26 protein-coding genes and 1 tRNA gene are annotated in these 25,135 nt (G+C 58.9%); 17 read left to right on the forward strand and 10 right to left on the reverse strand.

Going from position 1 to position 25,135, the window contains the following annotated elements; genetic code table 11:
- Window positions 1-76 precede the first annotated feature (76 nt).
- The 4 genes from AB4P92_RS08425 to rpoE form a co-directional block, all read right to left on the reverse strand.
- Window positions 77-1,507 (reverse strand): DegQ family serine endoprotease, encoded by a 1,431-nt coding sequence (locus tag AB4P92_RS08425; protein ID WP_042558069.1) that lies wholly within the window; start codon window positions 1,505-1,507, stop codon window positions 77-79.
- 207 nt (window positions 1,508-1,714) lie between these two features.
- On the reverse strand, window positions 1,715-2,680 hold the full coding sequence (locus AB4P92_RS08430; RefSeq protein WP_395599236.1) for a MucB/RseB C-terminal domain-containing protein: 966 nt from the start codon (window positions 2,678-2,680) through the stop codon (window positions 1,715-1,717).
- An 8-nt stretch (window positions 2,681-2,688) separates the two neighbouring features.
- Window positions 2,689-3,276: a sigma-E factor negative regulatory protein gene (locus AB4P92_RS08435; protein WP_042558067.1), complete on the reverse strand. Its 588-nt coding sequence runs from the start codon at window positions 3,274-3,276 to the stop codon at window positions 2,689-2,691.
- Window positions 3,277-3,306: 30 nt separating this feature from the next.
- The gene (gene rpoE / locus AB4P92_RS08440) at window positions 3,307-3,888 is read right to left on the reverse strand and encodes an RNA polymerase sigma factor RpoE (RefSeq protein ID WP_003172477.1); all 582 of its coding nucleotides are present in this window, start codon (window positions 3,886-3,888) and stop codon (window positions 3,307-3,309) included.
- A gap of 558 nt (window positions 3,889-4,446) precedes the next feature.
- On the opposite strand from rpoE, the gene nadB reads away from it, so the two are divergent.
- Window positions 4,447-6,063 carry an L-aspartate oxidase gene (nadB, locus tag AB4P92_RS08445; RefSeq protein ID WP_042558066.1) on the forward strand — a complete coding sequence of 539 codons (1,617 nt, stop codon included), beginning with the start codon at window positions 4,447-4,449 and terminating at the stop codon, window positions 6,061-6,063.
- Here the strand turns inward: nadB and AB4P92_RS08450 are convergent.
- Both AB4P92_RS08450 and AB4P92_RS08455 read right to left on the reverse strand, forming a co-directional pair.
- Window positions 6,032-6,484 (reverse strand): protein YgfX, encoded by a 453-nt coding sequence (locus tag AB4P92_RS08450; RefSeq protein ID WP_115147704.1) that lies wholly within the window; start codon window positions 6,482-6,484, stop codon window positions 6,032-6,034. The two genes, nadB and AB4P92_RS08450, sit on opposite strands and share 32 nt — an antisense overlap.
- Complete coding sequence (locus AB4P92_RS08455) at window positions 6,468-6,722, reverse strand: succinate dehydrogenase assembly factor 2 (protein WP_042558064.1); 255 nt, start codon at window positions 6,720-6,722, stop codon at window positions 6,468-6,470. The genes AB4P92_RS08450 and AB4P92_RS08455 overlap by 17 nt, the downstream gene beginning before the upstream one ends.
- Before the next feature lie 150 nt (window positions 6,723-6,872).
- On the opposite strand from AB4P92_RS08455, the gene AB4P92_RS08460 reads away from it, so the two are divergent.
- Both AB4P92_RS08460 and AB4P92_RS08465 read left to right on the forward strand, forming a co-directional pair.
- A complete protein-coding gene (locus AB4P92_RS08460) occupies window positions 6,873-7,814 on the forward strand; it encodes a folate-binding protein YgfZ (protein ID WP_047300070.1) in 942 nt (313 codons plus the stop codon).
- 35 nt (window positions 7,815-7,849) lie between these two features.
- The gene (locus tag AB4P92_RS08465; protein WP_273878410.1) at window positions 7,850-8,671 is read left to right on the forward strand and encodes an HDOD domain-containing protein; all 822 of its coding nucleotides are present in this window, start codon (window positions 7,850-7,852) and stop codon (window positions 8,669-8,671) included.
- Between the two features lie 107 nt (window positions 8,672-8,778).
- Here AB4P92_RS08465 and AB4P92_RS08470 read toward each other — a convergent pair whose 3' ends face one another.
- On the reverse strand, window positions 8,779-10,164 hold the full coding sequence (locus AB4P92_RS08470) for a sensor histidine kinase (protein ID WP_042558061.1): 1,386 nt from the start codon (window positions 10,162-10,164) through the stop codon (window positions 8,779-8,781).
- Window positions 10,157-10,828 (reverse strand): response regulator, encoded by a 672-nt coding sequence (locus tag AB4P92_RS08475; RefSeq protein WP_042558060.1) that lies wholly within the window; start codon window positions 10,826-10,828, stop codon window positions 10,157-10,159. Before AB4P92_RS08475 ends, AB4P92_RS08470 begins: the two co-directional genes overlap by 8 nt.
- Window positions 10,829-11,064: 236 nt before the next feature.
- On the opposite strand from AB4P92_RS08475, the gene AB4P92_RS08480 reads away from it, so the two are divergent.
- From AB4P92_RS08480 to AB4P92_RS08500, 5 genes are all read left to right on the forward strand, one after another.
- Window positions 11,065-12,357, forward strand: a complete 1,293-nt coding sequence (locus AB4P92_RS08480; RefSeq protein ID WP_395599237.1) for an OprD family porin — start codon at window positions 11,065-11,067, stop codon at window positions 12,355-12,357.
- Window positions 12,358-12,469: 112 nt separating this feature from the next.
- Window positions 12,470-13,447, forward strand: a complete 978-nt coding sequence (locus tag AB4P92_RS08485) for a tripartite tricarboxylate transporter substrate binding protein (RefSeq protein WP_042558058.1) — start codon at window positions 12,470-12,472, stop codon at window positions 13,445-13,447.
- Window positions 13,448-13,505: 58 nt separating this feature from the next.
- Window positions 13,506-13,964 (forward strand): tripartite tricarboxylate transporter TctB family protein, encoded by a 459-nt coding sequence (locus tag AB4P92_RS08490; RefSeq protein WP_210622155.1) that lies wholly within the window; start codon window positions 13,506-13,508, stop codon window positions 13,962-13,964.
- Window position 13,965: 1 nt separating this feature from the next.
- Window positions 13,966-15,480 carry a tripartite tricarboxylate transporter permease gene (locus tag AB4P92_RS08495; protein ID WP_042558056.1) on the forward strand — a complete coding sequence of 505 codons (1,515 nt, stop codon included), beginning with the start codon at window positions 13,966-13,968 and terminating at the stop codon, window positions 15,478-15,480.
- Entirely contained in the window at window positions 15,473-16,507 is a 1,035-nt protein-coding gene (locus tag AB4P92_RS08500; protein ID WP_047300066.1) for an AbrB family transcriptional regulator, read from the forward strand. The genes AB4P92_RS08495 and AB4P92_RS08500 overlap by 8 nt, the downstream gene beginning before the upstream one ends.
- 106 nt (window positions 16,508-16,613) lie before the next feature.
- Here the strand turns inward: AB4P92_RS08500 and ung are convergent, their stop codons facing one another.
- Window positions 16,614-17,306, reverse strand: coding sequence for a uracil-DNA glycosylase (gene ung, locus AB4P92_RS08505; RefSeq protein ID WP_042561972.1), 693 nt, complete (start codon window positions 17,304-17,306; stop codon window positions 16,614-16,616).
- A gap of 132 nt (window positions 17,307-17,438) precedes the next feature.
- Between ung and AB4P92_RS08510 the strand changes: the two genes are divergently transcribed.
- Window positions 17,439-18,551, forward strand: a complete 1,113-nt coding sequence (locus AB4P92_RS08510; RefSeq protein ID WP_395599238.1) for an enoyl-CoA hydratase/isomerase family protein — start codon at window positions 17,439-17,441, stop codon at window positions 18,549-18,551.
- A gap of 57 nt (window positions 18,552-18,608) precedes the next feature.
- On the opposite strand, the gene AB4P92_RS08515 is transcribed toward AB4P92_RS08510, so the two are convergent.
- Window positions 18,609-18,995 carry a hypothetical protein gene (locus AB4P92_RS08515; RefSeq protein WP_042558053.1) on the reverse strand — a complete coding sequence of 129 codons (387 nt, stop codon included), beginning with the start codon at window positions 18,993-18,995 and terminating at the stop codon, window positions 18,609-18,611.
- A gap of 358 nt (window positions 18,996-19,353) precedes the next feature.
- Between AB4P92_RS08515 and AB4P92_RS08520 the strand changes: the two genes are divergently transcribed.
- The 8 genes from AB4P92_RS08520 (at window position 19,354) to AB4P92_RS08555 (ending at window position 25,085) form a co-directional block, all read left to right on the forward strand.
- The gene (locus AB4P92_RS08520; protein ID WP_395599239.1) at window positions 19,354-20,841 is read left to right on the forward strand and encodes a diguanylate cyclase; all 1,488 of its coding nucleotides are present in this window, start codon (window positions 19,354-19,356) and stop codon (window positions 20,839-20,841) included.
- A complete protein-coding gene (locus tag AB4P92_RS08525; RefSeq protein WP_395599240.1) occupies window positions 20,834-21,064 on the forward strand; it encodes a cysteine-rich CWC family protein in 231 nt (76 codons plus the stop codon). Before AB4P92_RS08520 ends, AB4P92_RS08525 begins: the two co-directional genes overlap by 8 nt.
- Window positions 21,065-21,097: 33 nt before the next feature.
- Window positions 21,098-21,790 carry a pseudouridine synthase gene (locus AB4P92_RS08530; protein WP_047300063.1) on the forward strand — a complete coding sequence of 231 codons (693 nt, stop codon included), beginning with the start codon at window positions 21,098-21,100 and terminating at the stop codon, window positions 21,788-21,790.
- A 317-nt stretch (window positions 21,791-22,107) separates the two neighbouring features.
- Complete coding sequence (locus AB4P92_RS08535) at window positions 22,108-22,992, forward strand: alpha/beta fold hydrolase (RefSeq protein WP_047300062.1); 885 nt, start codon at window positions 22,108-22,110, stop codon at window positions 22,990-22,992.
- A 158-nt stretch (window positions 22,993-23,150) separates the two neighbouring features.
- Window positions 23,151-23,224: transfer RNA gene (locus AB4P92_RS08540), tRNA-Gly, on the forward strand.
- A 275-nt stretch (window positions 23,225-23,499) separates the two neighbouring features.
- Window positions 23,500-23,679: a type II toxin-antitoxin system HicA family toxin gene (locus tag AB4P92_RS08545; RefSeq protein WP_395599241.1), complete on the forward strand. Its 180-nt coding sequence runs from the start codon at window positions 23,500-23,502 to the stop codon at window positions 23,677-23,679.
- Window positions 23,680-23,713: 34 nt separating this feature from the next.
- A complete protein-coding gene (locus tag AB4P92_RS08550; RefSeq protein WP_210622149.1) occupies window positions 23,714-24,121 on the forward strand; it encodes a type II toxin-antitoxin system HicB family antitoxin in 408 nt (135 codons plus the stop codon).
- Window positions 24,122-24,356: 235 nt separating this feature from the next.
- Window positions 24,357-25,085 (forward strand): bifunctional 2-polyprenyl-6-hydroxyphenol methylase/3-demethylubiquinol 3-O-methyltransferase UbiG, encoded by a 729-nt coding sequence (locus AB4P92_RS08555; protein WP_115147668.1) that lies wholly within the window; start codon window positions 24,357-24,359, stop codon window positions 25,083-25,085.
- The last annotated feature ends 50 nt before the right edge of the window (window positions 25,086-25,135 follow it).

Below are 25,135 nucleotides of genomic sequence, written 5' to 3' on the forward strand. Positions count from 1 at the left end.
TCTTCGCGATTGAAATGCTTCAGGCATAAAAAAACCGCCTCTTTCGAGGCGGTTTTTATTTACCGCTCAATCCGGATTATTCAGCCAGCTTGAAGGTGATGAAGCTCGCACGGCCTTGACGCAGAACGCGCATCGACACCGAACGGTTCTTCGGCAGCGCCTTGGCGATCTCGGCGAACTCCTTGCTGGAGCCGATGGCCTGGTTGTTCAGGTGAGTGATGACATCACCCGGTTGCAGACCGATCAGGGCGGCAGGGCCGTCCTGCACTTCCTTGATCACCACACCACCTTTGAGGTCGTAGGTTTTCTTCTGCTCAGCCGTCAGCTCGGCCACGGCGACGCCGAGACGGTTGCTGCTGGTTTCAGCGCCGGACTTCGGCAGCGCATCCAGCTCTTTTTCTTCATCCGGGATAGCGCCAACCGTCAGCTCGACGTTTTTGCGCTTACCTTCACGGATCACTTCCAGATTGGCTTTCGCGCCAGATTTCAGTGCGCCAACCAGATGCGGCAAATCGGCAGACATGACGATCGGTTGACCGTTCATGCTCAGGATCACGTCGCCCACTTGCAGACCACCCTTGGCTGCCGGACCGTCATCCTGAATCTGAGCGACCAGTGCACCGGCCGGTTTATCCAGCCCGAACGATTCGGCCAGATCCTTGTTCACTTCCTGGATGACCACACCCAGCCAGCCGCGGCTGACCTTGCCACCACTCTTCAATTGATTGGAAACGTCCATCGCCACATCAATAGGGATCGCGAACGAAACGCCCATGAAGCCGCCGGAACGGGTGTAGATCTGCGAGTTGATCCCGACCACTTCACCGTTCAGGTTGAACAGCGGGCCGCCGGAGTTGCCCGGGTTGATCGGCACGTCGGTCTGGATGAACGGCACGTAGTTTTCGTTCGGCAGGCTGCGTCCAACGGCGCTGACGATGCCTTGGGTAACGGTGTGGTCAAAGCCGAATGGCGAACCGATTGCCACTACCCACTGACCAGCTTTCAAATCCTGGGATTTGCCGAGTTTGAGTACTGGCAGATCCTTCCCTTCGATTTTCAGCAGGGCCACGTCGGAACGCGGATCGGTGCCGACCAGTTTGGCTTTCATTTCGCTGCGATCAGCCAGACGGACGAGAATCTCGTCTGCATCGGCAATCACGTGGTTATTCGTCAGGATGTAGCCATCCGGGGAAATGATAAAACCCGAACCCAGCGACTGTGCTTCACGCTGACGATCGCCACGCGGTGAACGCTGCTGAGGTGGCATGCCGCGTTCGAAGAACTCGCGCAGCATTGGCGGCAAGCCTTCAAGGTCAGGCATCTGCTGGTTGACTTTGCGATCCGGCAGTTTCTGCGTGGTACTGATGTTCACCACCGCCGGCGAAGCCTGTTCGACCAGTTGGGTGAAATCAGGCAGATCGGCCGCTTGCGCAGCAGGGATCGCCTGACCGAGCAACAGCACGGTGGCGAAAATGGAGAGATAAGACTTCAAGCTAGGTATCGACATACAGCTCCCGTTACGACGAGCAGGGTTAAGCGATATGGAGCAAGGAACACCGGAAACCACCGTCCGGCATTTTTGTTCCGGGAACAACAAACAAGGCCAGAGCCGTGAGGCTCTGACCTATAAAAAACTTTTGGAGTATTTGCAAATGAAAATGCTCAGCAAACATTTCCAGCTCTCGACGACGAAGTGGAAATGAATGTAATCAGCTCACTGCTTGCTGGTTGCAGAGACATCTTGATTACGCATCGACAGCGCGATTCGTTCGGCGGTGCCAATCGGAATCTCGCCGACAACCGTCACCATTATTTCGCCTTCGGGTGTCGTCAGGCGTCGGGATACCGCGACAGTCGGGCCTAACTGGGTCCGGGTGTCGGTAACGGTAGCGCCGTTCAAAGGCTCGAGGAAAACCGAAAAACGCGCCAGACCATCGTCATACATCAGGCTGTTAACCTGAACCTTGGTTTTTGGGTCTTTGTGCGACGTGCTGCTGGTCAGTTCGAAACCCGGCGGTAGCCAGTCCGAATGCCACACCTGAGCAGTCTTGACGGCAGAGGACTTGTCACTGTCGAGGGTAATAACCTTGCAATCGGCATCTGCCAGCAAGTCTTTATCCGTCGGGACATTGTCAGTATCGAGGCTGGTGAACTGGAAACGTTCGAGCAATTGCCCCTTGTCGTTCAACAGCAACGATTTCAGCGGCAAACCGGTTTGCTTGTCCAGGTGTAACTCAAAGCCATAACGGTGCTGGTCACGAGGCGTCAGCGATACGATCACTGCGTCTCGACCAGCCACACGCGACTTGCCAACGACGGCAAGCTCATACCAGTTTTTCAGCTTTTTGGGATCGAGAGGACGAGCGGCAGCGTTCGGAGAGTCTCCCAGCCCTGCAATCAGGGTGCCGCTGACGCATTGAGTATGTCCATCAATGCGCACGACTTCCTGTGCCGAACCGTCGAGCTGAAGCAAACGCTCGCGAACCTGACCATTCTGGACACGATGCCAGATGTTATGGGTAGAAAAACTACCGTTACGCTCGTAAACGAAAGTACCGTGAAAGCTTTGCTGCTGCTCGGCCTGGCCCAGACGGATCAACCAGTCCTGGGCCTCATCAGCGTGGGCTGGAACAACGAACCAGCCACTGAGCAGAAGCGAAAGTAGAGGTATGGCGCGCATGATCCTCCTTATTGGTTTTCCAGGCTTGCGGCACGTGCATAAGGCAACGCGCTTTCAGTCCCCTTGAGCGCAGCTTGCTGAGCATGCTGGCGCAGGTAGCTTGGCAGACGCTGATCATGCCAACCCGGTTGACCTTGCAATACACCGTTGGCCATAGGGCCGGTGGCTTCGGAGCTCTCACTGTAGCCTGCCAGAACAGCCGGGCCTTTGACCTGCGGAGTGGCCAAGGTTGGCTGGTTGGACTGCTGGGCCAGTTCAACACCGGCAATTTCGTCCTGGTTGTACAGGCGAACACCAGCCAGAACGGCAACAGTTACCGAGGCTGCAACAGCCAGACGACCGAGGTTGCGCCATGGGCTGCGAGATACTTTGGCCGGAGCCGTTTCGTCTTCCAGCGCAGCAGACACTGCCGCAGCGATATCCAGACGTGGCAGCAGCAGATCCTTGTGCATGGCTGCCCGAGCGATCTGGTAACGAGCCCAGGTTTCACGGGTTTCAACGTCGTCCAGCGCATTGATCACTCGACGCAATTCCAGTTCGTCCGCTTCGTTATCCATCACTGCGGACAGCGATTCCTGCAGGGCTTCACGACTCATGGCGTTCCTCTCTTGGCTGTCGCCGCTGTCTCAGTTTTCCTGCAACAACGGCTGCAGGGCTTTATCGATGGCTTCCCGAGCGCGGAAAATCCGGGAGCGCACGGTACCCACCGGACACTGCATGACGCTCGCAATGTCCTCGTAACTCAGACCATCGAATTCACGTAAAGTTAAAGCCGTACGCAAATCCTCTGGTAGTTGCTGAATGGTTCGATGGACGGTGCCTTCGATCTCATCCCGCAACAGTGCTCGTTCTGGTGACTCGAGATCCTTGAGGCCATGATCGCCGTCGTAGAACTCTGCATCCTCAGAACTTACATCGCTATCCGGCGGCCGACGGCCGCGTGAAACGAGGTAATTCTTTGCCGTGTTGATGGCAATACGGTACAGCCACGTATAAAACGCACTGTCACCGCGAAAGTTTCCAAGTGCTCGATACGCCTTGATAAAGGCTTCCTGAGCTACGTCCTGGGCTTCATGGGTGTCGTGCACAAAACGCACGATCAACCCGAGAATTTTGTGCTGATATTTCAGCACCAGCAGATCGAAAGCTCGCTTGTCGCCACGTTGAACGCGCTCGACCAGCTGCTGATCCTCTTCCTGGGTTAGCATGAACACTCCTCGATAGGCCCGGAGGAGACTTGCATAACTAAACGACCAGACTTGCAAACATAGACTCGGGCTTTTCGCAAAAGTTCTCCCCCTCCAAGCAAGTTTCCTGCGGGCTCTGATTTGGCACGCACGAAAAACGCAGCGCGGGATAAACCGGCTGCGCGAATAATCTTGTCATCGATTTCGCCGGTAGAAACCCAGATCGCAGATTCCTCACTGAAACCGACACTGTCCCTTTTTCTGGCACGGTCTATTGATCTTGGGCCTTTGGCAAAAGTTCCAATTATTTATAGCCGCACCTGCCCGACATTGGGCAACACTGGACGGAAAAAGGCTGTTTCAGCGCCGATACAGTCGCCTTCCCCCGAAACCGACGAAAAATTCTTCCGACGAAGTACCCGGCTTTTTCCGTCACAGTAGTTTCACAATGCCATCTGGGCACGGCTATTGTGCCGACCTGCCCCTCTATATACTAGTGGGCTGTGTGGCTGTCTTGACTCGCCGATCCAGGTGTCATGCGCCAACCCCGACCCGGGTCGCTTTGAGCGGAATGCTGAAATGAGCCAACAGTTCCAACACGATGTTCTGGTCATTGGCAGCGGTGCTGCCGGTCTGAGTCTTGCGCTGACCCTGCCAGGTCATTTGCGCATTGCCGTATTGAGCAAGGGCGATCTCGCCAACGGCTCGACGTTCTGGGCCCAGGGCGGAGTCGCTGCCGTGCTGGACGACACCGATACTGTCGAATCCCACGTCGATGACACCCTGAATGCGGGCGGCGGCCTGTGCCATGAGGACGCCGTACGCTTCACAGTCGAACACAGCCGCGAAGCCATCCAGTGGCTGATCGACCAAGGCGTGCCGTTCACTCGCGACGAACAGTCCGGCACTGAAGACGGCGGTTTCGAATTCCATCTGACCCGCGAGGGCGGCCACAGTCACCGGCGCATCATCCATGCAGCCGATGCGACCGGCGCTGCGATCTTCAAAACCTTGCTGGCCCAGGCCAAAGAGCGCTCGAACATCGAACTGCTGGAACAGCGGGTCGCGGTCGATCTGATTACCGAACGACGTTTGGGCATGGACGGCGATCGCTGCCTCGGTGCCTATGTGCTCAACCGCGCGACCGGCGAAGTCGACACCTACGGCGCGCGCTTCGTGATTCTGGCCTCTGGTGGTGCGGCCAAGGTTTACCTCTATACCAGCAATCCCGACGGCGCCTGCGGTGATGGCATTGCCATGGCCTGGCGCTCGGGCTGCCGGGTGGCGAACCTGGAATTCAACCAGTTTCACCCCACCTGTCTGTATCACCCGCAGGCCAAGAGCTTCCTGATCACTGAAGCCCTGCGTGGTGAAGGCGCGCATTTGAAGCTGCCGAACGGCGAACGCTTCATGTATCGCTTCGACAAACGCGCCGAACTGGCGCCGCGCGACATCGTCGCCCGGGCCATTGACCATGAAATGAAGCGTCTGGGTGTCGACTGCGTCTATCTCGACATCAGCCACAAACCCGAAGCGTTCATCAAGACTCACTTCCCGACTGTTTATGAGCGCTGCCTGGGCTTTGGCATCGACATCACCAAACAACCGATTCCGGTCGTTCCCGCCGCGCACTACACCTGCGGCGGCGTAATGGTCGATCAGCATGGCCGCACCGATGTGCCGGGCTTGTACGCCATCGGCGAAACCAGCTTCACCGGCCTGCACGGTGCCAACCGCATGGCCAGCAACTCGTTGCTGGAGTGTTTCGTCTACGCCCGCTCGGCGGCGGCAGATATTCTGGCGCAACTGGATGACGTCACAGCGCCAAGCACCCTGCCCGTCTGGGACGCCAGCCAGGTGACCGACTCTGATGAAGACGTAATCATCGCGCACAACTGGGATGAACTGCGGCGATTCATGTGGGACTACGTTGGCATCGTGCGAACCAACAAGCGCCTGCAACGGGCTCAACATCGCGTGCGTCTGCTGCTGGACGAGATCGACGAGTTTTACAGCAACTATAAAGTCAGCCGCGATTTGATCGAGCTGCGCAATCTCGCGCAAGTGGCGGAGCTGATGATCAGCTCGGCCATGGAACGCAAGGAAAGTCGCGGCCTGCATTACACCCTCGACTACCCTGACCTGCTGCCCGAAGCGCTCGACACTATTCTGGTGCCGCCCACCTACGTCGGCTGAACTTGAGCCGCACTCGCAGGCGTCGATGCAAATCCGTCGCCTGCGAGTCACGTGGCACGCAGATCGATCTGACGCGCCACTCACCGCGCAAACGAAAACGCAGCACCACGATCAGCGGCAGTGCAAGGCTGTCCGGTCGCAACTGCACCGCTTGCCAGCCATCCGCCTGATTCCACAATTGCCAGCCGTCGCCGTCTCGACGCAAACCGCGCATTGCCTTGGGATGACTGAGCAGAATCTGCCGCGGCAACACCCAAAACCCGTGAAGCAGGCAAACGAAAGCCCCGAGCAAGCTCGCCCATAAGGGAATGGAAAGCACAAACAAGGCGCCCAGAGCGAATGCCTGGGCCAACAGATACGCCGCCAGCAACTGCCGTGAGGCATGCCAGCGGCATTCGAACGTATTACTTGGGCTGAACACGATCCAGGATCATGCGAACCATGCGTTGCAGCTCCGGATCTTCGGACTCGTTGCGCTCCATGAACCAGCCGAACATGTCCTGATCCTCGCAAGTCAGCAGACGGACATACAGATCGCGATCGACTTGATTCAGGTTTGCGTAAACCTCCTGAACAAATGGCACCAGCAACACGTCAAGCTCAAGCATGCCGCGACGGCTGTGCCAAAAGAGGCGATTCAGTTCAACTTGTTCGACCATGGGGCCCTCCTCAAATTTGGCGGCAAGTATACAGCCCCAATGCCGCTCGCACAGTCGGCTTTGGTCGGGCACCACCGATCCTTTATCAACTACCCATTTCAACAACGCGCCCTTATGATGTGCCCCAGTCTATTTACCCTGCGAAGACCCATGGCCGATTCTGCTTTTTTCTGCACCCTGTCTCATGAAGGCGTTCTCGCGGTCCGCGGCGCGGATGCCGGAAAATTCCTGCAAGGCCAGTTGACCTGCAATATCAATTACCTGAGCGAAACAGCGTCCAGCCTGGGCGCTCGCTGCACGCAAAAAGGCCGGATGCAATCGAGTTTCCGCATTCTGCTCGAAGGCGATGGTGTGCTGCTGGCGATGGCCAGCGAATTGCTTGAGCCGCAACTGGCGGACCTGAAGAAGTATGCGGTGTTCTCCAAGTCGAAACTGACCGACGAAAGCGCCGCCTGGGTGCGTTTCGGGCTGAGGTCGGGCGATGCAGCGCTGAGCAGTCTCGGCCTGGATCTGCCCATTGAGACCGACAGCGTGGTACGCAACGACGGCCTGATTGCAATTCGCGTCTCGCCGGATCGTGCCGAACTGTGGGTACCCGCCGATCAAGCGCAAACCATCAAACAAACGCTGTCGATAACCCTGCCTGAAGGTGAACTGAACCAATGGCTGCTAGGCCAGATCCGCGCCGGTATCGGTCAGGTCATGCCCACCACCCGCGAGCTGTTCATCCCGCAGATGCTCAACCTGCAGGCCGTCGGCGGCGTGAGTTTCAAGAAGGGTTGCTACACCGGCCAGGAAATCGTCGCGCGCATGCAGTACCTGGGCAAACTCAAGCGCCGTCTGTATCGCTTGAGCCTCGACGCCACACAATTGCCGGAACCCGGCACGCCATTGTTCGCGCCGAGCCACAACAGCTCAATCGGCGAAGTCGTACTGGCTGCTGGCGCCGGGCAAAACATTGAACTCCTGGCAGTGTTGCAGGCCGAAGCTGCAGAAGCGGGTGATCTGCATCTGGGCACCCTTGAAGGGCCTGCGCTGCATCTGCTCGATTTGCCCTACGAACTGGATCGCGACCGCGAAATCCAGCGCTGATCGCAGCATTTGTTGCAACACCCTAGAGAGCCTAAATGAACGAACTGGCGGATAAGATCCAACAGGATTTGGTTGAGGCCATCGATAAAGATGAGCTGGTTCTGCCAACATTGCCGGAAGTAGCCTTGCAAATTCGCAAGGCTGCTGAAGATCCGGAAATCAGCGTCAGCGAGCTGAGCAAAGTCATCGGCCGTGACACGGCGCTGTCGGCGCGCCTGATCAAAGTGGTCAACAGCCCGCTGCTGCGCGCGGCGCAGGAAGTCACCGACCTGCATACCGCCATCACCCGCTTGGGAATCAACTACAGCAGTAATCTGGCGATCGGCCTGGTGATGGAGCAGATTTTCCACGCCAGTTCCGAAGTGGTGGAACAGAAAATGCGCGAAGTCTGGCGCAAGAGCCTGGAAATCGCCGGGGTCAGTTATGCGTTGTGTCGTCGTTACACCCAACTCAAGCCGGATCAGGCGGCGCTGGGTGGACTGGTGCATCAGATCGGCGTGCTGCCGATTTTGACCTACGCCGAAGACCACTATGAACTGCTCTCGGATTCGGTCAGCCTCAACCATGTAATCGATCACCTTCATCCGTTGCTCGGCGACAAGCTCTTGCGCGTCTGGGATTTTCCGGAACGACTGGTGGAGCTGCCGGGGCTGTATCAGGATCTCAAACGCGACTCGGTAAAGATCGATTACGTCGATCTGGTGCAGGTGGCGAGCCTCTATTGCCACAAGGGCACTGACCATCCGTTTGCGCGGATTGATCCGCTGAGTGTTCCGGCGTTCAGGAAGCTTGGGATTGATCCGGAGAACAAGGCGCTGTGCGCGGATCTGGAAGAATCGCGCTCGATGTTTTACTGATCAAGAACCGCGACGCGCCCTTCGCGAGCACCTCGCTCCCACATTGGAATGCATTCCCCCTGTGGGAGCGAGGTGCTCGCGAAAAGGCCGGCAAGAACACCGCAGAATCACCCGGCAATAAAACTCACCCGCACCTTCAGCCCCGCCTGTTCACCATCATGCAGCGTGATCTGCGCCAGATGTGCCCGGCAGATCTCGCCGACAATCGCCAGCCCCAACCCCGATCCCGCCACCTGCTGATTACGCCGGTAGAAGCGCTCGAACACTCGATCGCGCTCTTGCAGCGGAATCCCCGGCCCGTCGTCTTCAACCTCAAGCACTGCCGGGGTCAGCACGCGCAAGATCACGTTGCCGCCCGGCGGCGTATGCGCCAGGGCGTTATCCACCAGATTGCTCAATAACTCATTCAGCAGCGTCGGCTCGCCGCGCAGCCACACCGGTTCATCGGCCTCCAGCGCCAGCGCCACCCCGCGCTTGTGCGCCAGTGGCGCCATGGCCATGCCCAACTCGCGGGCCAACTGGCTCAGATCGAGCAACTGCGCACCGCCCTCGGCAATCGCTCGGGCGCCATTTTCGACGCGCGCCAGCGACAGCAATTGATTGGCCAGATGAGTCAGGCGATCGGTGCCTTGGGCCGAAGATTCCAGCGTCGTCCGCCAGACCTGCGGGTCATTTGAACGCAGCCCCAATTCCAGCCGCGCCTTCAACGCCGCCAGTGGTGTGCGCAACTCATGCGCCGCATCGGCGATGAACTGCGCCTGGCGCTCGAACTGACCCCGCAGGCGCTCGGTGAAATGGTTGAGCCCGCGCACCAGCGGCCAGAGCTCATGTTGCACTTCCACCAGTGGCAATGGCCGCAAGTCATCGGGTTGGCGTTCCTCGACTGCCGTGCGCAAGCGCTCCAGCGGACGCAGTGCGGCGCTGACGGCAAACCAGACCAACAGCAAGGCACCGATCGCCAACATGCCCAATCGCAACAACGTATCGGCCGCCAGACTGCGCGCCATGCTGACGCGGGCTTCGTCGGTTTCGGCCACGCGGATTTCCGCCATGCCATTCATGTTCGGCTCGCTCACCGCTTTGAGCAGACTGACCACACGCACGTTCTGTCCTTTGTAAGTGGCATTGTAGAAACGCGCCAGCGCCGGATAGCTGTCAGTTCTTGGTGTACCGGGCGGTGGCCCGGGTAGGTTTTCGTAGCCGGAAATCAGCTTTTGATGGATGTCGTTGACCTGGTAGTAAATCCGTCCGGCGCTGTCGTAAGCGAAGGTATCGAGGGCCACATAAGGCACGTCGGCACTGAGGCTGCCATCACGTTGCGACAGGCCAGCGGCGATGGTTCGCGCCGACGCCAGCAACGTGCGGTCGTACGCCGTGTCAGCCGCCTCGCGTCCATTCCAGTAAGCACTCAAACCGCTGGCGAGCATCAACACCACCAGCAACAACGCCAGGTTCCACAGCAACCGCCAGCGCAGGCTGCTGGGCTTATGCATCGCGGCTTTCCAGCAGATAGCCGAGGCCGCGGAAGGTCACGATCGCGACCGGTTGACCGTCGAGTTTCTTGCGCAAGCGGTGCACGTAGATTTCGATGGCATCGGGGCTGGCCTCTTCATCAAGGCCAAACACCTGCGCGGCCAGTTGCTCTTTGCTCATGACTCGCCCCGGCCGGGCGATCAGCGCTTCGAGTACGGCTTGTTCGCGGGACGTCAGCGTGAGCAGTTCCTCACCGAGGGAAAAGCGTCGGGTGTCCAGATCATAGGCCAGCACCCCACAGCGCTGCTGGCGTTCACCGCCCAACACACTGCGTCGCAACAGCGCTTTGACCCGGGCTTCCAGTTCGGTCAGTTCGAACGGCTTGGCGAGGTAGTCGTCGGCGCCAAGATTGAGGCCATGCACCCGATCTTTCACATCGCTGCGCGCCGTCAGCATGAGCACCGGCAGATTTTTTCCGCGAGCCCGCAGCCGCGCCAACACCTCAAATCCGTCCATGCGCGGCAGGCCCACATCGAGGATCGCCACGGCGTATTCCTCACTGCCCAGTGCCAGATCGGCAGCCACGCCATCGTGCAACACATCCACGGTCAGACCGGTGCTCTTGAGCGCCTGGGCGACGCTTTCGGCCAGTTGCAGATGGTCTTCGACGAGCAGAACACGCATGGATTTTTACCTCGTTCAGGGATGGCCGACGCCACTCTTTGCCGCGGAGTTTACAGCCGCAACCGCCACTGTGAAGCCCGAAAACATTGAAAGTCAGCTGAAAGGTTAGCGAAAGGTTAGGCCGTTAGAGTCGGGTTACGGACAGTTTCGACTGCCGTCGCTGCTGCCACACAGCGCTACGAAAAACGCCACGAAGCGTTTTCGACCAATAAGAACAATAATCGGAGTACACCCGCATGCCGTCCATGCAGCCCCAGGTCCTTGTGCCTGTTCGCCGTTCCCGTATCAGCCACACCGCCCTCGCCAGTGCAGCCGCCCTCGCGGGTTTTTCGCCGTTGAGTTTTGCCGACTTCATTGAAGACAGCAGCGCCACCTTCGAAACCCGCAACATGTATTTCAACCGCGACTTTCGCGATGGCACCAGCGCCCAGCAATCCAAACGCGATGAATGGGCTCAGGGCTTCATGCTCAATCTGCAATCGGGCTATACCGACGGCACCGTGGGGTTCGGTGTCGATGCGTTGGGCATGCTTGGTGTGAAACTTGATTCGAGCCCGGACCGCACCGGCACCGGCCTGTTGCCGACCCACGACGACGGGCGCGCAGCGAACGAGTACTCGAAAGTCGGCTTGACCGGCAAAGTGAAAATCTCTGCCACGGAACTGAAAATCGGCAGCCTGATTCCCGAACTGCCGATCCTCAAGCCCAACGACGGACGCATCCTGCCGCAGACATTTGAAGGTGGCTTGCTGACCTCCAAAGAAATCAGGAATCTGACCTTCACCGGCGGCCGTCTGGAGAAAGCCAAGGACCGCGACAGCACCGATTTCGAGGACATCGCCCTCAACAACAAGAACAGCCGCTTCGCCGGCACCGCTGCCGGCAAGCACTTTGACTTTGGCGGCGTTGATTACAAGTTCACCGACAAGATCACCGGCAGTTACCACTTCGCGCAACTCGACGAAGTCTACAACCAGCACTTCTTCGGCCTCGTTGCCTCGCGCCCGATGGGCCCCGGCACATTTGCCACCGACCTGCGTTTTGCCGTCAGTGACGATCAAGGTGCGGCCCGTGGCGGCGAGATCGACAACCGCTCGCTCAACGGCTTGGTCAGCTACGCCCTGAGCGGCCACAAGTTCAGCGCCGGTTATCAGCACATGTCCGGCGATAGCGCCTTCCCTTATGTCGATGGCAGCGACCCGTACCTGGTCAACTTCGTGCAGATCAACGACTTCGCCGGTGCCGAAGAACGCTCGTGGCAAGCGCGCTACGACTTCGACTTCGGCAAACTTGGCATCCCCGGCCTGAGCTTCATGAGCCGTTACTTGAGCGGTGACAACATCAAGCTCAAAAGCGGTGAAGAAGGCAAAGAGTGGGAGCGCAACACCGAGATCAAATATGTAGTACAAAGCGGCGCCTTTAAGGACGTCGCTGTGCGCCTGCGCAATGCCACTTACCGCTCCAATTACTCCGCTCGCGATGCAGACGAAGTGCGTCTGCTGGTGAGCTATAGCGTTGCCCTTTGGTAATTGATTGAAATGCCGGGGTGCTGTGATCGGAAGATCAAAAGATCGTCCGATCGCGGCCCAGCCTGCGGCAGCTCCTACATAAAGCCTTACAACAAGAACCGTGGAGAATCGAATGAAATTGTCACTGCGTAAAGTTGCACTCGCCGCCAGTTGCGTGTTGTTCGCTGGCCAACTCATGGCCGAACCGAAGCGCCCGGAATGTATCGCTCCGGCGTCGCCCGGCGGTGGTTTCGACCTGACCTGCAAACTGGCGCAGAGCGCGCTGGTCAACGAAAAACTGCTGTCCAAACCGATGCGCGTGACCTACATGCCCGGTGGTGTTGGCGCGGTGGCGTACAACGCAGTGGTTGCGCAGCGGCCAGCCGATGCCGGCACGCTGGTGGCGTGGTCGAGCGGTTCGCTGCTGAACCTGGCGCAAGGCAAGTTCGGGCGCTTCGATGAGACCAACGTGCGCTGGCTCGCGGCAGTCGGCACCAGCTACGGTGCCATCGCGGTGAAAAGCGATTCGCCTTACAAGACTCTCGACGATCTCGTTCAGGCATTGAAGAAAGATCCCGGCTCCGTGGTCATCGGTTCCGGCGGTACCGTCGGCAGCCAGGACTGGATGCAAACCGCACTGATCGCCAAGGCTGCCGGGATCAACCCGCGCGAACTGCGTTACGTCGCCCTCGAAGGTGGCGGCGAGATCGCCACCGCCCTGCTCGGCGGCCACATCCAGGTTGGCAGCACCGACATCTCCGACTCCATGCCGCACATCCAGAGCGGTGACATGCGCCTGCTCGCAGTCTTCTCCGACAAGCGTCTCGACGAACCGGAAATGAAAGACATCCCGACCGCTCGCGAACAAGGCTACGACATCGTCTGGCCAGTGGTTCGCGGTTTCTACCTGGGGCCAAAAGTCAGCGATGAAGACTACGCCTGGTGGAAAGATTCGTTCGACAAACTGCTGGCCTCCGACGAGTTCGCCAAGCTGCGCGATCAGCGTGAACTGTTCCCGTTCGCCATGACCGGCCCGGAACTGGACACCTACGTGAAGAAGCAGGTTGCGGACTACAAAGTGCTGGCCAAAGAGTTCGGCCTGATTCAGTGATCGCCTCTGTCTAGCGGCCGCAGCCCCCGTTCGCGGGGCCGCGGCACAGGAGTTTCCCATGCTCTTACAACGCATTTTCGCTTCGGTGCTATTGCTGGCCTGTGTCGGCCTGGCACTGATGGCGTGGCCGTACCAAGCGGCTTTTTCCTACGAACCGGTGGGCCCGCGCGCCTTCCCTCTGCTGATGCTCGGCCTGATGGGCGCAGCGCTGCTGTACATGGTGTTCCGCCCGACGCCGATCGAACACACTGAAGACGAGCCGCCACTGGATCGCCAGACCCTGACCAAGATCAGCATCTGCGTCGTGCTGTTGCTGGTGTTCGCCGGCCTCTTCGAACCGTTGGGCTTCATTCTCAGCAGCATGCTGATCGGCATTCCGATGGCGCGCCTGTATGGCGGTCGCTGGATGCCAAGCGTCGTGGTGACCACCCTGATGGCCATCGGTCTTTACCTGCTGTTCGACCGTGTGATGGACGTTCCGCTGCCCCTCGGCCTGCTCGACGTTCTGGAGAACTGATATGGATACTCTTGGCTATTTGGGTCAGGGCTTCGGCGTCGCGCTGAGCCCCTACAACCTGGTGACCGCGCTGTGCGGCACGCTGATCGGCACCGTTGTCGGCCTGTTGCCGGGCCTGGGCCCGATCAACGGCGTGGCGCTGCTGATCCCGATCGCATTCGCCCTCGGCCTGCCGCCGGAGTCGGCATTGATTCTGTTGGCGGCGGTGTATCTGGGCTGCGAATACGGCGGCCGTATCAGCTCGATCCTGCTGAACATTCCAGGCGAAGCTTCCACCGTGATGACCACCCTCGACGGCTACCCGATGGCCCGCAAAGGCATGGCCGGTGTGGCGCTGTCGTTGTCGGCGTGGAGTTCGTTCATCGGCGCCTTCATCGCCACGTGCGGCATGGTGATGTTCGCCCCGCTGCTGGCGAAATGGGCGATTGCCTTCGGCCCGGCGGAATACTTCGTGCTGATGGTGTTCGCGATTGTCTGTCTCGGCGGCATGGCCGGTGATCGACCGTTGAAGACATTTATTGCGGCGTTGATCGGCTTGTTCCTGTCGACGGTCGGCATCGATGCCAACAGCGGCGTGTACCGTTTCACCGGCGATAACATTCACTTGACCGACGGCATTCAATTCGTCGTGCTGGTGCTGGGCCTGTTCTCGATCAGCGAAATTCTGTTGCTGCTGGAGAAAACCCATCGCGGCCAGGAAGCGGTGAAAGCCACCGGTCGAATGATGTTCAACTTCAAGGAAGCGGCGTCGGTGTTCACCGTGAACATCCGTTGCGGCCTGCTCGGGTTCATCATGGGCGTGTTGCCGGGTGCCGGTGCGACGCTGGCCAGTGCCGTGGCCTACATGACCGAAAAACGCATCGCCGGTACCAGCGGCAAATTCGGTGAAGGCGATGCCCGTGGCCTGGCCGCCCCGGAAACCGCCATTGGTGCTTCGGCTTGCGGCGCACTGGTGCCGATGTTGACGCTCGGCGTTCCGGGTTCGGGTACCACGGCGGTGATGATCGGCGCGCTGTCGCTGTACAACATCACTCCGGGGCCGCTGTTGTTCCAGCAACAACCGGACATCGTCTGGGGCCTGATCGCTTCGTTGTTCATCGCCAACATCATGCTGGTGATCCTCAACATTCCGATGATCCGCATCTTCACCCGCATCCTCGCCGTGCCGAACTGGGCACTGGTGCCGGTCATCGCGATCATCACCGGCATCGGCGTCTACGCGGTACACGCGACCACCTTCGATCTGTTCCTGATGGTCGGCATCGGCATCTTCGGTTACATCCTGCGCAAGCTCGACTTCCCGTTGTCGCCGGTTCTGCTGGGGTTCATCCTCGGTGGTCTGATGGAGCAGAACCTGCGTCGCGCGCTGTCGATCTCCAACGGCGCACTGGAAATCCTCTGGTCGAGCCCGATCACCTTCGGGGTCTGGGTACTGACCGCAATCATGTTGCTCGTGCCGCTGCTGCGCATCTGGCGCAAACGTTCGGTCGCTCGGCGCGCTATCGCCGATGTTTGATCGGCTGTCGCTAAAGTCCTGGTGGGGAACCCCGCTGGTCGGTCTGCTTGGCGGTTACCTCGCCAGCCAGATCGGCTGGCCTTTGCCGTGGATGGTCGGCTCGTTGCTGGCGATCATCCTCGTGCGCTGCCTGACCCCGTGGCAACTGACGGAAATCCCCGGCGGGCGCAAATGCGGCCAGTGGATCGTCGGGATCGGCATTGGCCTGCACTTCACCCCGGTGGTGATGGAGCAGGTGCTGAGTCATTTCGGTTTGATCTTCTTCGGTGCGCTGGTCACCAGTTTGTCGGCGGTGGTTGGCGTGTGGTTGATGCGCCGCACCGGTGAGGACCGCGCCACGGCGTTTTTCTCCAGCATGCCCGGTGGCTCCGGGGAGATGGTCAACCTCGGCGCACGCAACGGCGCGATGCTCAGCCATGTCGCGGCGGGGCAAAGCTTGCGAGTGTTGGTGGTGGTGTTGTGTGTGCCGGCGGCGTTCAAGTACTTGCTTGGCGACGGCACGCCGATTTCTCATGCCGGCAGCGTCGATTGGCGCTGGCTGGCGATTCTGTTTCCGGCGGGCGCCCTGCTCGCCTGGGTCTGGCAGCGTCTGCGCCAACCCAACCCGTGGTTGTTCGGGCCGTTGCTGGTGAGCGCGGCGGTGAGCATCGGCTGGGATCTGCACATCGGTTTGCCCGATGGCGGCAGCCAGATTGGCCAATGGTTGATCGGCAGCGGATTGGGTTGTCACTTCAACCGGCAGTTTTTCAGGCGTGCGCCGTCATTCATGGGCCGCACATTGATCGGCACGGCACTGACCATGTTGATCGCAACCCTGGCGGCGTTGGGACTGAGCGCTTTAACGCATCTGGATCTGCGTTCGCTGACGCTAGGCATGATGCCCGGTGGTATCGCCGAAATGAGCCTGACGGCGGAAACCCTGCAACTGTCGGTGCCGCTGGTGACGGCGATGCAGGTGATGCGGCTGTTGTTTGTGCTGTTTCTGGCGGAGCCGTTGTTCAAGTACTGGAATCGTAATCCCGAGTAAGACCGAGTTGACTTCATCGCTGGCAAGCCAGCTCCCACAGATTATGTGCACACCGCAAAACCCTGTGGGAGCTGGCTTGCCAGCGATGAGGCCCTTCAGGCCAACATCAAACCGGCGGCAACCGCCACTCAATCGGCGTCTCGCCATTCTGCTCAAGAAACTTGTTGGTCCGGCCGAAGTGCCCGCATCCCAGAAAGCCACGATAAGCCGACAGCGGCGACGGATGCACCGAGGTCAGCACCAGGTGCTTGGTCGCATCGATCAGCTTCTGCTTGCTCTGCGCATGAGCGCCCCACAGCATGAACACCAGATGCGGTTGCCGCTCGCTGACCAGCTCAATGATCCGGTCAGTGAAAAACTGCCAGCCCTTGTCCTTGTGCGCATTGGCGTTGGCGCGCTCGACGGTCATGGTGGTGTTGAGCATCAACACGCCCTGATCCGCCCAGCTCTGCAAGTAACCGTGGCTGGGGATGTCGATGTTCAGGTCGCGCTTCAACTCTTTATAGATGTTGACCAGCGACGGCGGCGCTGGCACGCCCGGTTGCACCGAGAAACACAAACCGTGGGCCTGGCCCGGGCCGTGGTAGGGATCCTGGCCGAGGATCACCACCTTCACTTTATCCAGCGGCGTGGAGTTCAGCGCATTGAAAATCAGCGGGCGTGGCGGATAGATTTCCTTGCCGGCCGCCTGCTCCTGCTGCAGAAAGTTGCGCAACTCTGCCATGTAAGGCTGGTCGAATTCAGCACGCAGTGCCTCCTTCCAGCTCGGTTCGAGTTTGATACGGTCGTCAGCAGTCATGGTCATACCCGGCAAAAACAATGGGGCGAACCCTAGGAAAGCCGGCCACGCTTGTCAATTGATCTGACGCAGATCCGGCACTTTCCCACGCAGCGATCATACTGATCGTTCAAATTTCCGATCGAGGTCACGATGAATCTGCACTTCGAAGAACTCTGCGGCACCGCCGGCGCCCGCATCGGTATCGCCAGCCTGGATGCTGAAAAATCGCTCAACGCGCTGTCGCTGCCGATGATCAACGCGCTGGGCGACAAACTGAACGCCTGGGCCAAAGACCCGCAAATCGTCTGCGTGCTGTTGCGCGGCAACGGCGCCAAAGCCTTCTGCGCTGGCGGTGAAGTGCGCAGCCTGGTGGAAGCCTGTCGCGCGCACCCCGGCGAAGTCCCACCGCTGGCAGCACAGTTTTTTGCGGCCGAATACCGATTGGATTACAGCCTGCACACCTATCCGAAACCACTGATTTGCTGGGGCCACGGTTATGTGCTGGGCGGCGGTATGGGTTTGTTGCAAGGCGCCAGTACGCGGATCGTCACGCCGAGCAGCCGTCTGGCGATGCCGGAAATCAGCATTGGACTGTATCCGGATGTCGGCGCCAGTTGGTTTCTGGCACGGTTGCCGGGCAAGCTCGGTCTGTTCCTCGGATTGACCGGCGCGCACATGAACGGCCGTGACGCGATCGATCTCGATCTGGCCGACCGCTTTCTGCTCGACGAGCAACAACCGGAGCTGATTGAAGGCCTGCTGCAACTCAACTGGCAGGAACAGACCGCCATGCAACTCAACAGCCTGCTCAAGGCCTTGCAGCAGGAAGCTGCGGCGCAAATGCCCGAGGCGCAGTGGCTGCCGCGTCGTCAGCAGATCGACGAACTGCTCGACGTCAGCGACGTGGCCTGCGCCTGGAAAGCCATCAGCTTGCAGCGCGACAGCAGCGATCCGCTCATCGCCCGGGCAGCAAAAACGCTTAGCGAAGGCTCGCCGCTGACCGCCCATCTGGTCTGGGAACAGATTATCCGCGCACGGCACCTGTCGCTGGCTGAAGTCTTCCAGATGGAATACACCCTGAGCCTCAATTGCTGCCGGCATCCGGAGTTCAGCGAAGGGGTTCGGGCGCGGTTGATCGATAAGGATCAGAAACCGCACTGGCATTGGCCGGACATCAGCAGCGTGCCGAATGCGGTGGTTGAGGCGCACTTTCACAAGGTGTGGGAGGGGCGGCATCCGTTGGCGGATTTGACGGCTTACTGACTAAATCGCAGGCACAAAAAAGCGGCGCATCATGCGCCGCTTTTGTTGGCGGGTCAGTTACCAGCGATTGCCACGTCCGTTGTGGTCGCGCCGACCGCTGTGGCGGTCGTAATTGCCGCGACCGCGGTGGTCGTTGTCCCAACCGCCGCGACGGTGGCCGTCCCAGCGACCCCGATCATTACCGTGCCAGCGACGGCTCTCGTAGTACCGCGGGGCCGGTTGATAATAGCGCGGCGCCGACTGGTAATAACGTGGTTGCTGATAGTAACGCGGCGCTGGCTGGTAGTAGCGCGGGGCCGAGTAATACGTGCCGCCAGTGTTGTAGTACGCCGGTGCGGGTGATGTGTAGACCTCAGACCTGTAATAAGTGTCCGCGTACGAATACGGGGCACAACCGGTGACGGAAAACATCAACGCAGCAAGCAGAAGAATTCGTCGATACATGGCGGCCTCCTGGACCGCGGGTAGCCACACCAGCGACGCTGGCAGGCGTCAGTCTTTTATTCGGTGACTGACGAAAGATCAGACATCGATTTCCGAATCTGGTGCGATTCCGCAACAAGTTGAAACAAGTGATTATTAAACGCCGCTATCCCCTTCAGGAGTGAATTTCCTCGCGATAGCGATTCACCGGCCAAATCGACATTGACTGACCTGCTGCATTCGCGAGTAAGCTCGCTCCCACAAGGCCCTGCGCAATTTGCACGACTACAGGAACGAACATTCGCGCCGCCCATGGAGCAGTTATTTCCGCACAGTGCCACTAGAATGCTGCCATCGGGCCATTATCAACGGAACTGCCATGCCGCTTCGTTCTCCGCTGTACTCCCAACGTTCGTTGGTACTGACGCTGATCGCCCTGCTCGGCGCTGGCTTCCTCGCCACCTCGCTGCTGAGCTACTACGCCTCGCGCGCCTCGATCCGCGACAACATCGTCAACACCGAGTTGCCGCTGACTTCCGACACCGTCTATTCGGAAATCCAGAAAGACCTTGTCAGACCTATCCTGATTTCCTCGATGATGTCCCGCGACACCTTCATGCGTGATTGGGTGGTGAACGGTGAGCAAAACCCCGAGCAGATGACCCGTTATCTCAATGAGGTCATGACCCACTACGGCGCCTACACCGCGTTTTTCGTCTCCAATACCACCCTCACTTACTACCACGCCAAAGGTGTACTCAAGCAGGTCAGCGTCGATGAGCCGCGCGACGCCTGGTACTTTCGCGTGAGGGACATGGAAGATCCGTACGAGATCAATGTCGACCCGGATCTGGCCAACAAGGACAACCTGACGTTCTTCATCAATTACAAGGTATACGACTACCACAACCGCTTCATTGGCGCGGCCGGCGTCGGTCTGACCGTGGACGCGGTGATCAAACTGATCGACAAGTATCAACAACGCTATCAACGCAGCGTTTACTTCGTCGACACCTTCGGCCGACTGGTACTGACCGGTGCCGAAGGCGGGCCTGAAGGCGCGAATATCGGGCAAAGCCTCGCTGAAGTCGACAGCATGAAAAGCCTGGTCAGCCTGTTACCCAAACCCCACAGCGGCAGCTACGAGTATTCGACCCATGGCCAGGGGCACTTCCTCAACGTGCGGTTTATTCCGGAACTCAACTGGTACCTGTTTGTTGGTAAACGCGAGGATGGCGCGCTGATTGAAATCCGCCAGTCGCTCTATCTCAATCTGCTGATCTGTCTGCTGGTAACGCTGATCGTGTTGGCGCTGCTCAATCGCGTGATCAAACGGTTTCAATCGAAGATCCAGGCCCAAGCCACCCTCGACAGCCTTACCGAACTGCCGAACCGCCGCGGTTTCGACCTGCTTGCCGCTCAGGCATTGCACGAAGCGCAGCGTGAAACCAAACCGCTGACGGCGCTGCTACTGGATCTCGATCACTTCAAGGTGTTGAACGACACTTATGGTCACATGGCCGGCGATCAAGTGTTGATCGGGTTTGCGCGGGATCTGCAAAGTTGCCTGCGCCATGCCGACATCGTTTGCCGCTGGGGCGGCGAGGAGTTCATCGTTTTGCTCAAGGACACCGACGGCGACACCGGCCAGAAAATTGCCGAGAAGATTCGCCAGCACATCGAACAACAGGAATATGCCTACAACGGCCACGCCCTAAATCTGACGGTGAGCATCGGCGCCACCACCCTGCAGCGCGATGATACCTTGCACAGTCTGCTGTCGCGGGCCGATCATGCGATGTACCGGGCCAAACAAACCGGCCGCAACCGCACCTGCGTGGAAATGCCTCACTCGACCTATGCCTGAATCTGACGTTAAACCCGACCTCTGCCCGGCCTGCGGCGCCCGCAACGATTGCAGCCTGGCTGACCCGCGCACCGCCGACCGCGCCTGCTGGTGCTACGGCGTGAGCATTGATCCGGCGGTGCTCCAAGCCTTGCCGCCAGCACTGCGCGACAAATCCTGCCTGTGCCCGCGATGCGCGCAGGTCGAGGCGCAACTGCAGGCGGCCGCTCAGCCGATCCCGTAAGATGCGTGCCCCTTGATCCGTTGAAACCTGAACATGCGCGTCGACCGCTTCCTCAGCAATCTGCCCCGCTACAACCGTAAGCAGGTTCGCCTGTTGCTGGTGGAAAAGCGCGTGCGCGTTGACGGAAAAGTCGTCAGTGACCCGCACAGTGAAGTTCTTGAATTCAGCCGTGTCGAAGTCGATGACGAAGTGCTGCAACTCGGCAAACCGGCGCGCTACTTCATGCTGCACAAGCCGCCGGGCTGCGTCAGCGCCACTCGCGATCCGCAACATCCGACCGTGCTCGACCTGATCAACGAACCGGACAAGGACGAACTGCACATCGCCGGGCGCCTGGACTTCAACACCACCGGGCTGATGCTGATCACCAACGACGGCGCCTGGTCGCGGCGCCTGACCCAGCCGCGAACCAAATTGCCAAAGGTCTATTACGTCGAGACCGAGCAGGAAATCGGCGCGCAATATGCGAGCACGTTTGCTGAAGGCATCTACTTCGCCTTCGAAGACCTGACCACGCAACCTGCGCAGCTGGAGCTACTCGGATCACGCTCGGCACGCCTGAGCATCGTCGAGGGCCGCTACCATCAGGTGAAGCGCATGTTTGGCTTTTTCAACAACAAAGTGCTGCGTCTGCACCGCGAATCCATGGGCCCGCTGCGGCTCGATGACGCGCTAAAACCGGGCGAGTATCGCGCTTTGCGCACCGAAGAGATTCATTTGTTCTAAGCAGCCGACCGCTCAGCAGAAGTTGTCGAACAATTTACCTGCGGCACTTGCGCGATCCTGCTCCCCCTGCTTGAATCAGGACGTCGGCCGAAATGTGACCGATGAGTCACACCATACCTCTAAGAAACTTTTTGCCGGTCGTCAGCCCTCAAGGGCTGCGCCTCAGCCGGCAGACTGCCCGCCAATAACAATACCCGTCGACCGTAGTCATGGATCGACATGGGCCAAGCAAATTCCAGGCGTATGCCTACCTGTCACAAAGCTCGTGCAATGTCTATTTGCGCGCATACCCGCTTGCTTGCCAGGAGTCTTATGACATGAGGCCAGAAATCGCTGTGCTGGATATACAGGGTCAGTATCGGGTTTACACGGAGTTCTATCGCGCAGACGCCGCAGAAAAAACCATCATTCTGGTCAACGGCTCGATGGCCACGACTGCGTCGTTTGCACAAACCGTGAAAAATCTGCACCCGCAATTCAACGTGGTCTGCTACGACCAGCCCTACGCGGGCCGGTCAAAAGCCCACAACCGTCACGAGAAACATCTGACAAAGGACGTTGAAGGGCAAATTCTGCTGGAGCTGATCGACCACTTCGCCGCCGAACACGTGCTGTCGTTCTCCTGGGGCGGCGCCGCGACACTGGTTGCCCTTGCTAACCAGCCAAGGCGCATCGAAAAAGCGGTGATCAGCTCGTTTTCGCCGGTGATCAACGCGCACATGCTTGATTACCTCGAGCGCGGCGTCGATTACCTCGGCCAGCGTGACGGTGATCGGGTCGGGCATCTGGTCAACAGCACTATCGGCAAACACCTGCCGTCATTGTTCAAACGCTTCAATTATCGCCACGTCAGCAGCCTGGCCGAGCACGAATACGGGCAGATGCACTTTCACATCAGCGACGTGCTGCACAGCGATCGTCAGTGCTATTTAAACGCGGCGAAGAAGATCAACGTGCCGGTACTGTTTCTCAACGGTGAATGGGACGAATACACAGCCGCCGAAGATGCGCGTCTGTTCGGCAACCACGTGGCACAGAGCACCTTCACCACCGTGCAAGCCACCGGGCATTTTCTCGACATGGAGCACAAGGCTGCGTGCCGGGACAGCCAGAACGCCTTGCTGGGCTTTTTGAAACCGGCACCGCAGGCGAGCCGAACGCGGTACTCGTTTGTTCAGGATCACCATGCATTGGCCATTTGAAAGAGCGTCATCGCGAGCGAGCCTGCCGGGCTAACCGTTTTGTTTACGCCCCCCGCAGTGCTCGCTCGCGATTGACCGATTCAGCGCTGTAATGCCTTGCGCAAAAAAGAAAAACTTCAAATTCTCCGCCGAGTCTGGTACAAAGTCAGCCGCTCTGAGCGGGTATAGTTTAATGGTAGAACAGTAGCTTCCCAAGCTTCCGACGAGGGTTCGATTCCCTCTACCCGCTCCACTCAAATTTTGTCTCACGTTGTTTTTGACGTGGGATGCAGAACAGAAAAAACCGGCCTTGATGGCCGGTTTTTTTGTGCCCGAAAAAAGGTTACATCTGACATTTGAAACAACGCAAAAGCCTGCAACACACTCTCCATGCCTTCGTCACCTCCCTATCTAGACTGCTTCAAACCACTGAGCGGATTAGCCGCGGATGACCGCGCGGTGAATACATTGTTGCCCCCAGATCACCGGTAGGTATAGTACCCACCAAGCACACCACAAGGAGGTGTTGTGAATAGCCGTTTTTTAATCGGTCAGCTCGTCGCAGACGGTTGGTATTTAGCGAGGATCAGAGGCAGTCACCACCACTTCAAGCATCCGACCAAGCCTGGACTGGTCACGGTGCCACATCCGACGAAAGATCTGCTGAAGAGAACGGCCATCAGTATTTTGAAGCAGGCGCTGCTTTGACTGGCTCAGTCAGTAACCATGGAGATCAACAAATATGCTCTATCCGATCGCGATTTCAATAGGCGATGAAGAACACGCCTGGGGCGTAGAGGTGCCGGATATTCCCGGCTGTTTTTCGGCTGGCGACGATCTGGATGATGCCGTCGCCATGGCTCGCGAAGCCATCGAGGGGCATTTCGAGATTCTGGCCGAGGACGGCGCGCCGATTCCGGCTGCCAGTAAACTGGGGCTGCATGTGGCCAATCCGAAATACGCCGGATGTGCGTGGGCAGTGGTGGATATTGATGTCGTGAAGTATTTGGGAAAAGCCCAGAAACTGAACATCACGCTGCCTGGGCATTTGCTCAACCGTATTGATGAGTATGTGCTGCATCACCCGGAGGAGAAGAGTCGTTCAGGGTTTCTGGCTTCGGCTGCCTTGAAGGTGTTGCAGCAGGGCTGAGACGGTGATCGAGGCCGCCACCGGCGGCGTCGTGAATTTACACTGAAATCGTGCGCCAACATTACAGTTCTCCAACACTCAATCGGTTCTCACCTTGCGCCCGCGCCGCTAGCATTTACCCATCGACCACCACCCTCCCCCTGCGCGGCCATCGACGAATACGCGTCATCACTTTCGAGGGAACCCCATCGCGGCCACTTTGCCGCTGACGACCGAACTCAAAAGAGCACTCCCAATGACTCAAAACATCTACGACGATCCCGAATTCTTTCAGGGCTACAGCCAGATGAACCGCTCCATCGGCGGCCTCGATGCCGCGCCGGAATGGCCTGCGCTCAAGGCGTTGCTACCCTCCATGCACGGTTTGCACGTGGTGGATCTGGGTTGCGGTTACGGCTGGTTCAGCCGCTGGGCCAGCGAGCACGGCGCGGCCAACGTGCTGGGGCTGGACGTTTCGGAGAAGATGCTGGAACGCGCACGCGAAACCACTTCGGCGACGAACATCCGTTACGAGCGCGCCGACCTGGAACAACTCGACTTGCCCGCGTGCAGTTTCGACCTGGCCTACAGCTCGCTGGCGTTGCATTACATCAAGGATCTGCCAGGACTGTTTGCTCACCTCTACGCAGCGCTGAAGCCGGGTTCGCATTTTGTGTTTTCCATCGAACATCCGATCTTCATGGCCCCGCGCAACCCCGGCTGGCTGATCGACAGCGAAGGTCGCAAGCGCTGGCCGCTGGACAGTTATCAATTGGAAGGGGAACGGGTGACGAATTGGCTGGCAGACGGGGTGATCAAGCAGCATCGTACTGTCGGTACGTTGCTCAATTCACTGATTGGCGCTGGATTTACTATTCGTCATGTCAACGAGTGGGGGCCAAGCGATGAAGAAGTGGCGGCGCAACCAGCGCTGGCTGAAGAGCGGGAGCGGCCGATGATGATGCTGGTGGCGGTACAGCGCTAAGCCTGGAGGGACAATTTAAATGTGGCGAGGGACTTTGCTCCCTCGCCACA

It is taken from the genome of Pseudomonas sp. A0308 (assembly GCF_044218815.1).
Taxonomy (GTDB): Bacteria; Pseudomonadota; Gammaproteobacteria; order Pseudomonadales; family Pseudomonadaceae; genus Aquipseudomonas; species Aquipseudomonas iridis.

What these genes read in the sequence shown, in the direction of transcription:
- AB4P92_RS08555 (WP_115147668.1), top strand. Translation starts at nt 24,357, where the DNA reads ATGACTCAAAACATCTACGACGATCCCGAATTCTTTCAGGGCTACAGC.
- AB4P92_RS08525 (WP_395599240.1), top strand. Translation starts at nt 20,834, where the DNA reads ATGCCTGAATCTGACGTTAAACCCGACCTCTGCCCGGCCTGCGGCGCC.
- AB4P92_RS08435 (WP_042558067.1), bottom strand. Translation starts at nt 3,276, where the DNA reads ATGAGTCGTGAAGCCCTGCAGGAATCGCTGTCCGCAGTGATGGATAAC.
- AB4P92_RS08535 (WP_047300062.1), top strand. Translation starts at nt 22,108, where the DNA reads ATGAGGCCAGAAATCGCTGTGCTGGATATACAGGGTCAGTATCGGGTT.
- AB4P92_RS08465 (WP_273878410.1), top strand. Translation starts at nt 7,850, where the DNA reads ATGAACGAACTGGCGGATAAGATCCAACAGGATTTGGTTGAGGCCATC.
- AB4P92_RS08425 (WP_042558069.1), bottom strand. Translation starts at nt 1,507, where the DNA reads ATGTCGATACCTAGCTTGAAGTCTTATCTCTCCATTTTCGCCACCGTG.
- AB4P92_RS08480 (WP_395599237.1), top strand. Translation starts at nt 11,065, where the DNA reads ATGCCGTCCATGCAGCCCCAGGTCCTTGTGCCTGTTCGCCGTTCCCGT.
- AB4P92_RS08475 (WP_042558060.1), bottom strand. Translation starts at nt 10,828, where the DNA reads ATGCGTGTTCTGCTCGTCGAAGACCATCTGCAACTGGCCGAAAGCGTC.
- AB4P92_RS08500 (WP_047300066.1), top strand. Translation starts at nt 15,473, where the DNA reads ATGTTTGATCGGCTGTCGCTAAAGTCCTGGTGGGGAACCCCGCTGGTC.
- AB4P92_RS08490 (WP_210622155.1), top strand. Translation starts at nt 13,506, where the DNA reads ATGCTCTTACAACGCATTTTCGCTTCGGTGCTATTGCTGGCCTGTGTC.
- ung (WP_042561972.1), bottom strand. Translation starts at nt 17,306, where the DNA reads ATGACTGCTGACGACCGTATCAAACTCGAACCGAGCTGGAAGGAGGCA.
- AB4P92_RS08470 (WP_042558061.1), bottom strand. Translation starts at nt 10,164, where the DNA reads ATGCATAAGCCCAGCAGCCTGCGCTGGCGGTTGCTGTGGAACCTGGCG.
- nadB (WP_042558066.1), top strand. Translation starts at nt 4,447, where the DNA reads ATGAGCCAACAGTTCCAACACGATGTTCTGGTCATTGGCAGCGGTGCT.
- rpoE (WP_003172477.1), bottom strand. Translation starts at nt 3,888, where the DNA reads ATGCTAACCCAGGAAGAGGATCAGCAGCTGGTCGAGCGCGTTCAACGT.
- AB4P92_RS08515 (WP_042558053.1), bottom strand. Translation starts at nt 18,995, where the DNA reads ATGTATCGACGAATTCTTCTGCTTGCTGCGTTGATGTTTTCCGTCACC.
- AB4P92_RS08460 (WP_047300070.1), top strand. Translation starts at nt 6,873, where the DNA reads ATGGCCGATTCTGCTTTTTTCTGCACCCTGTCTCATGAAGGCGTTCTC.
- AB4P92_RS08485 (WP_042558058.1), top strand. Translation starts at nt 12,470, where the DNA reads ATGAAATTGTCACTGCGTAAAGTTGCACTCGCCGCCAGTTGCGTGTTG.
- AB4P92_RS08430 (WP_395599236.1), bottom strand. Translation starts at nt 2,680, where the DNA reads ATGCGCGCCATACCTCTACTTTCGCTTCTGCTCAGTGGCTGGTTCGTT.
- AB4P92_RS08455 (WP_042558064.1), bottom strand. Translation starts at nt 6,722, where the DNA reads ATGGTCGAACAAGTTGAACTGAATCGCCTCTTTTGGCACAGCCGTCGC.
- AB4P92_RS08550 (WP_210622149.1), top strand. Translation starts at nt 23,714, where the DNA reads ATGCTCTATCCGATCGCGATTTCAATAGGCGATGAAGAACACGCCTGG.
- AB4P92_RS08530 (WP_047300063.1), top strand. Translation starts at nt 21,098, where the DNA reads ATGCGCGTCGACCGCTTCCTCAGCAATCTGCCCCGCTACAACCGTAAG.
- AB4P92_RS08520 (WP_395599239.1), top strand. Translation starts at nt 19,354, where the DNA reads ATGCCGCTTCGTTCTCCGCTGTACTCCCAACGTTCGTTGGTACTGACG.
- AB4P92_RS08510 (WP_395599238.1), top strand. Translation starts at nt 17,439, where the DNA reads ATGAATCTGCACTTCGAAGAACTCTGCGGCACCGCCGGCGCCCGCATC.
- AB4P92_RS08495 (WP_042558056.1), top strand. Translation starts at nt 13,966, where the DNA reads ATGGATACTCTTGGCTATTTGGGTCAGGGCTTCGGCGTCGCGCTGAGC.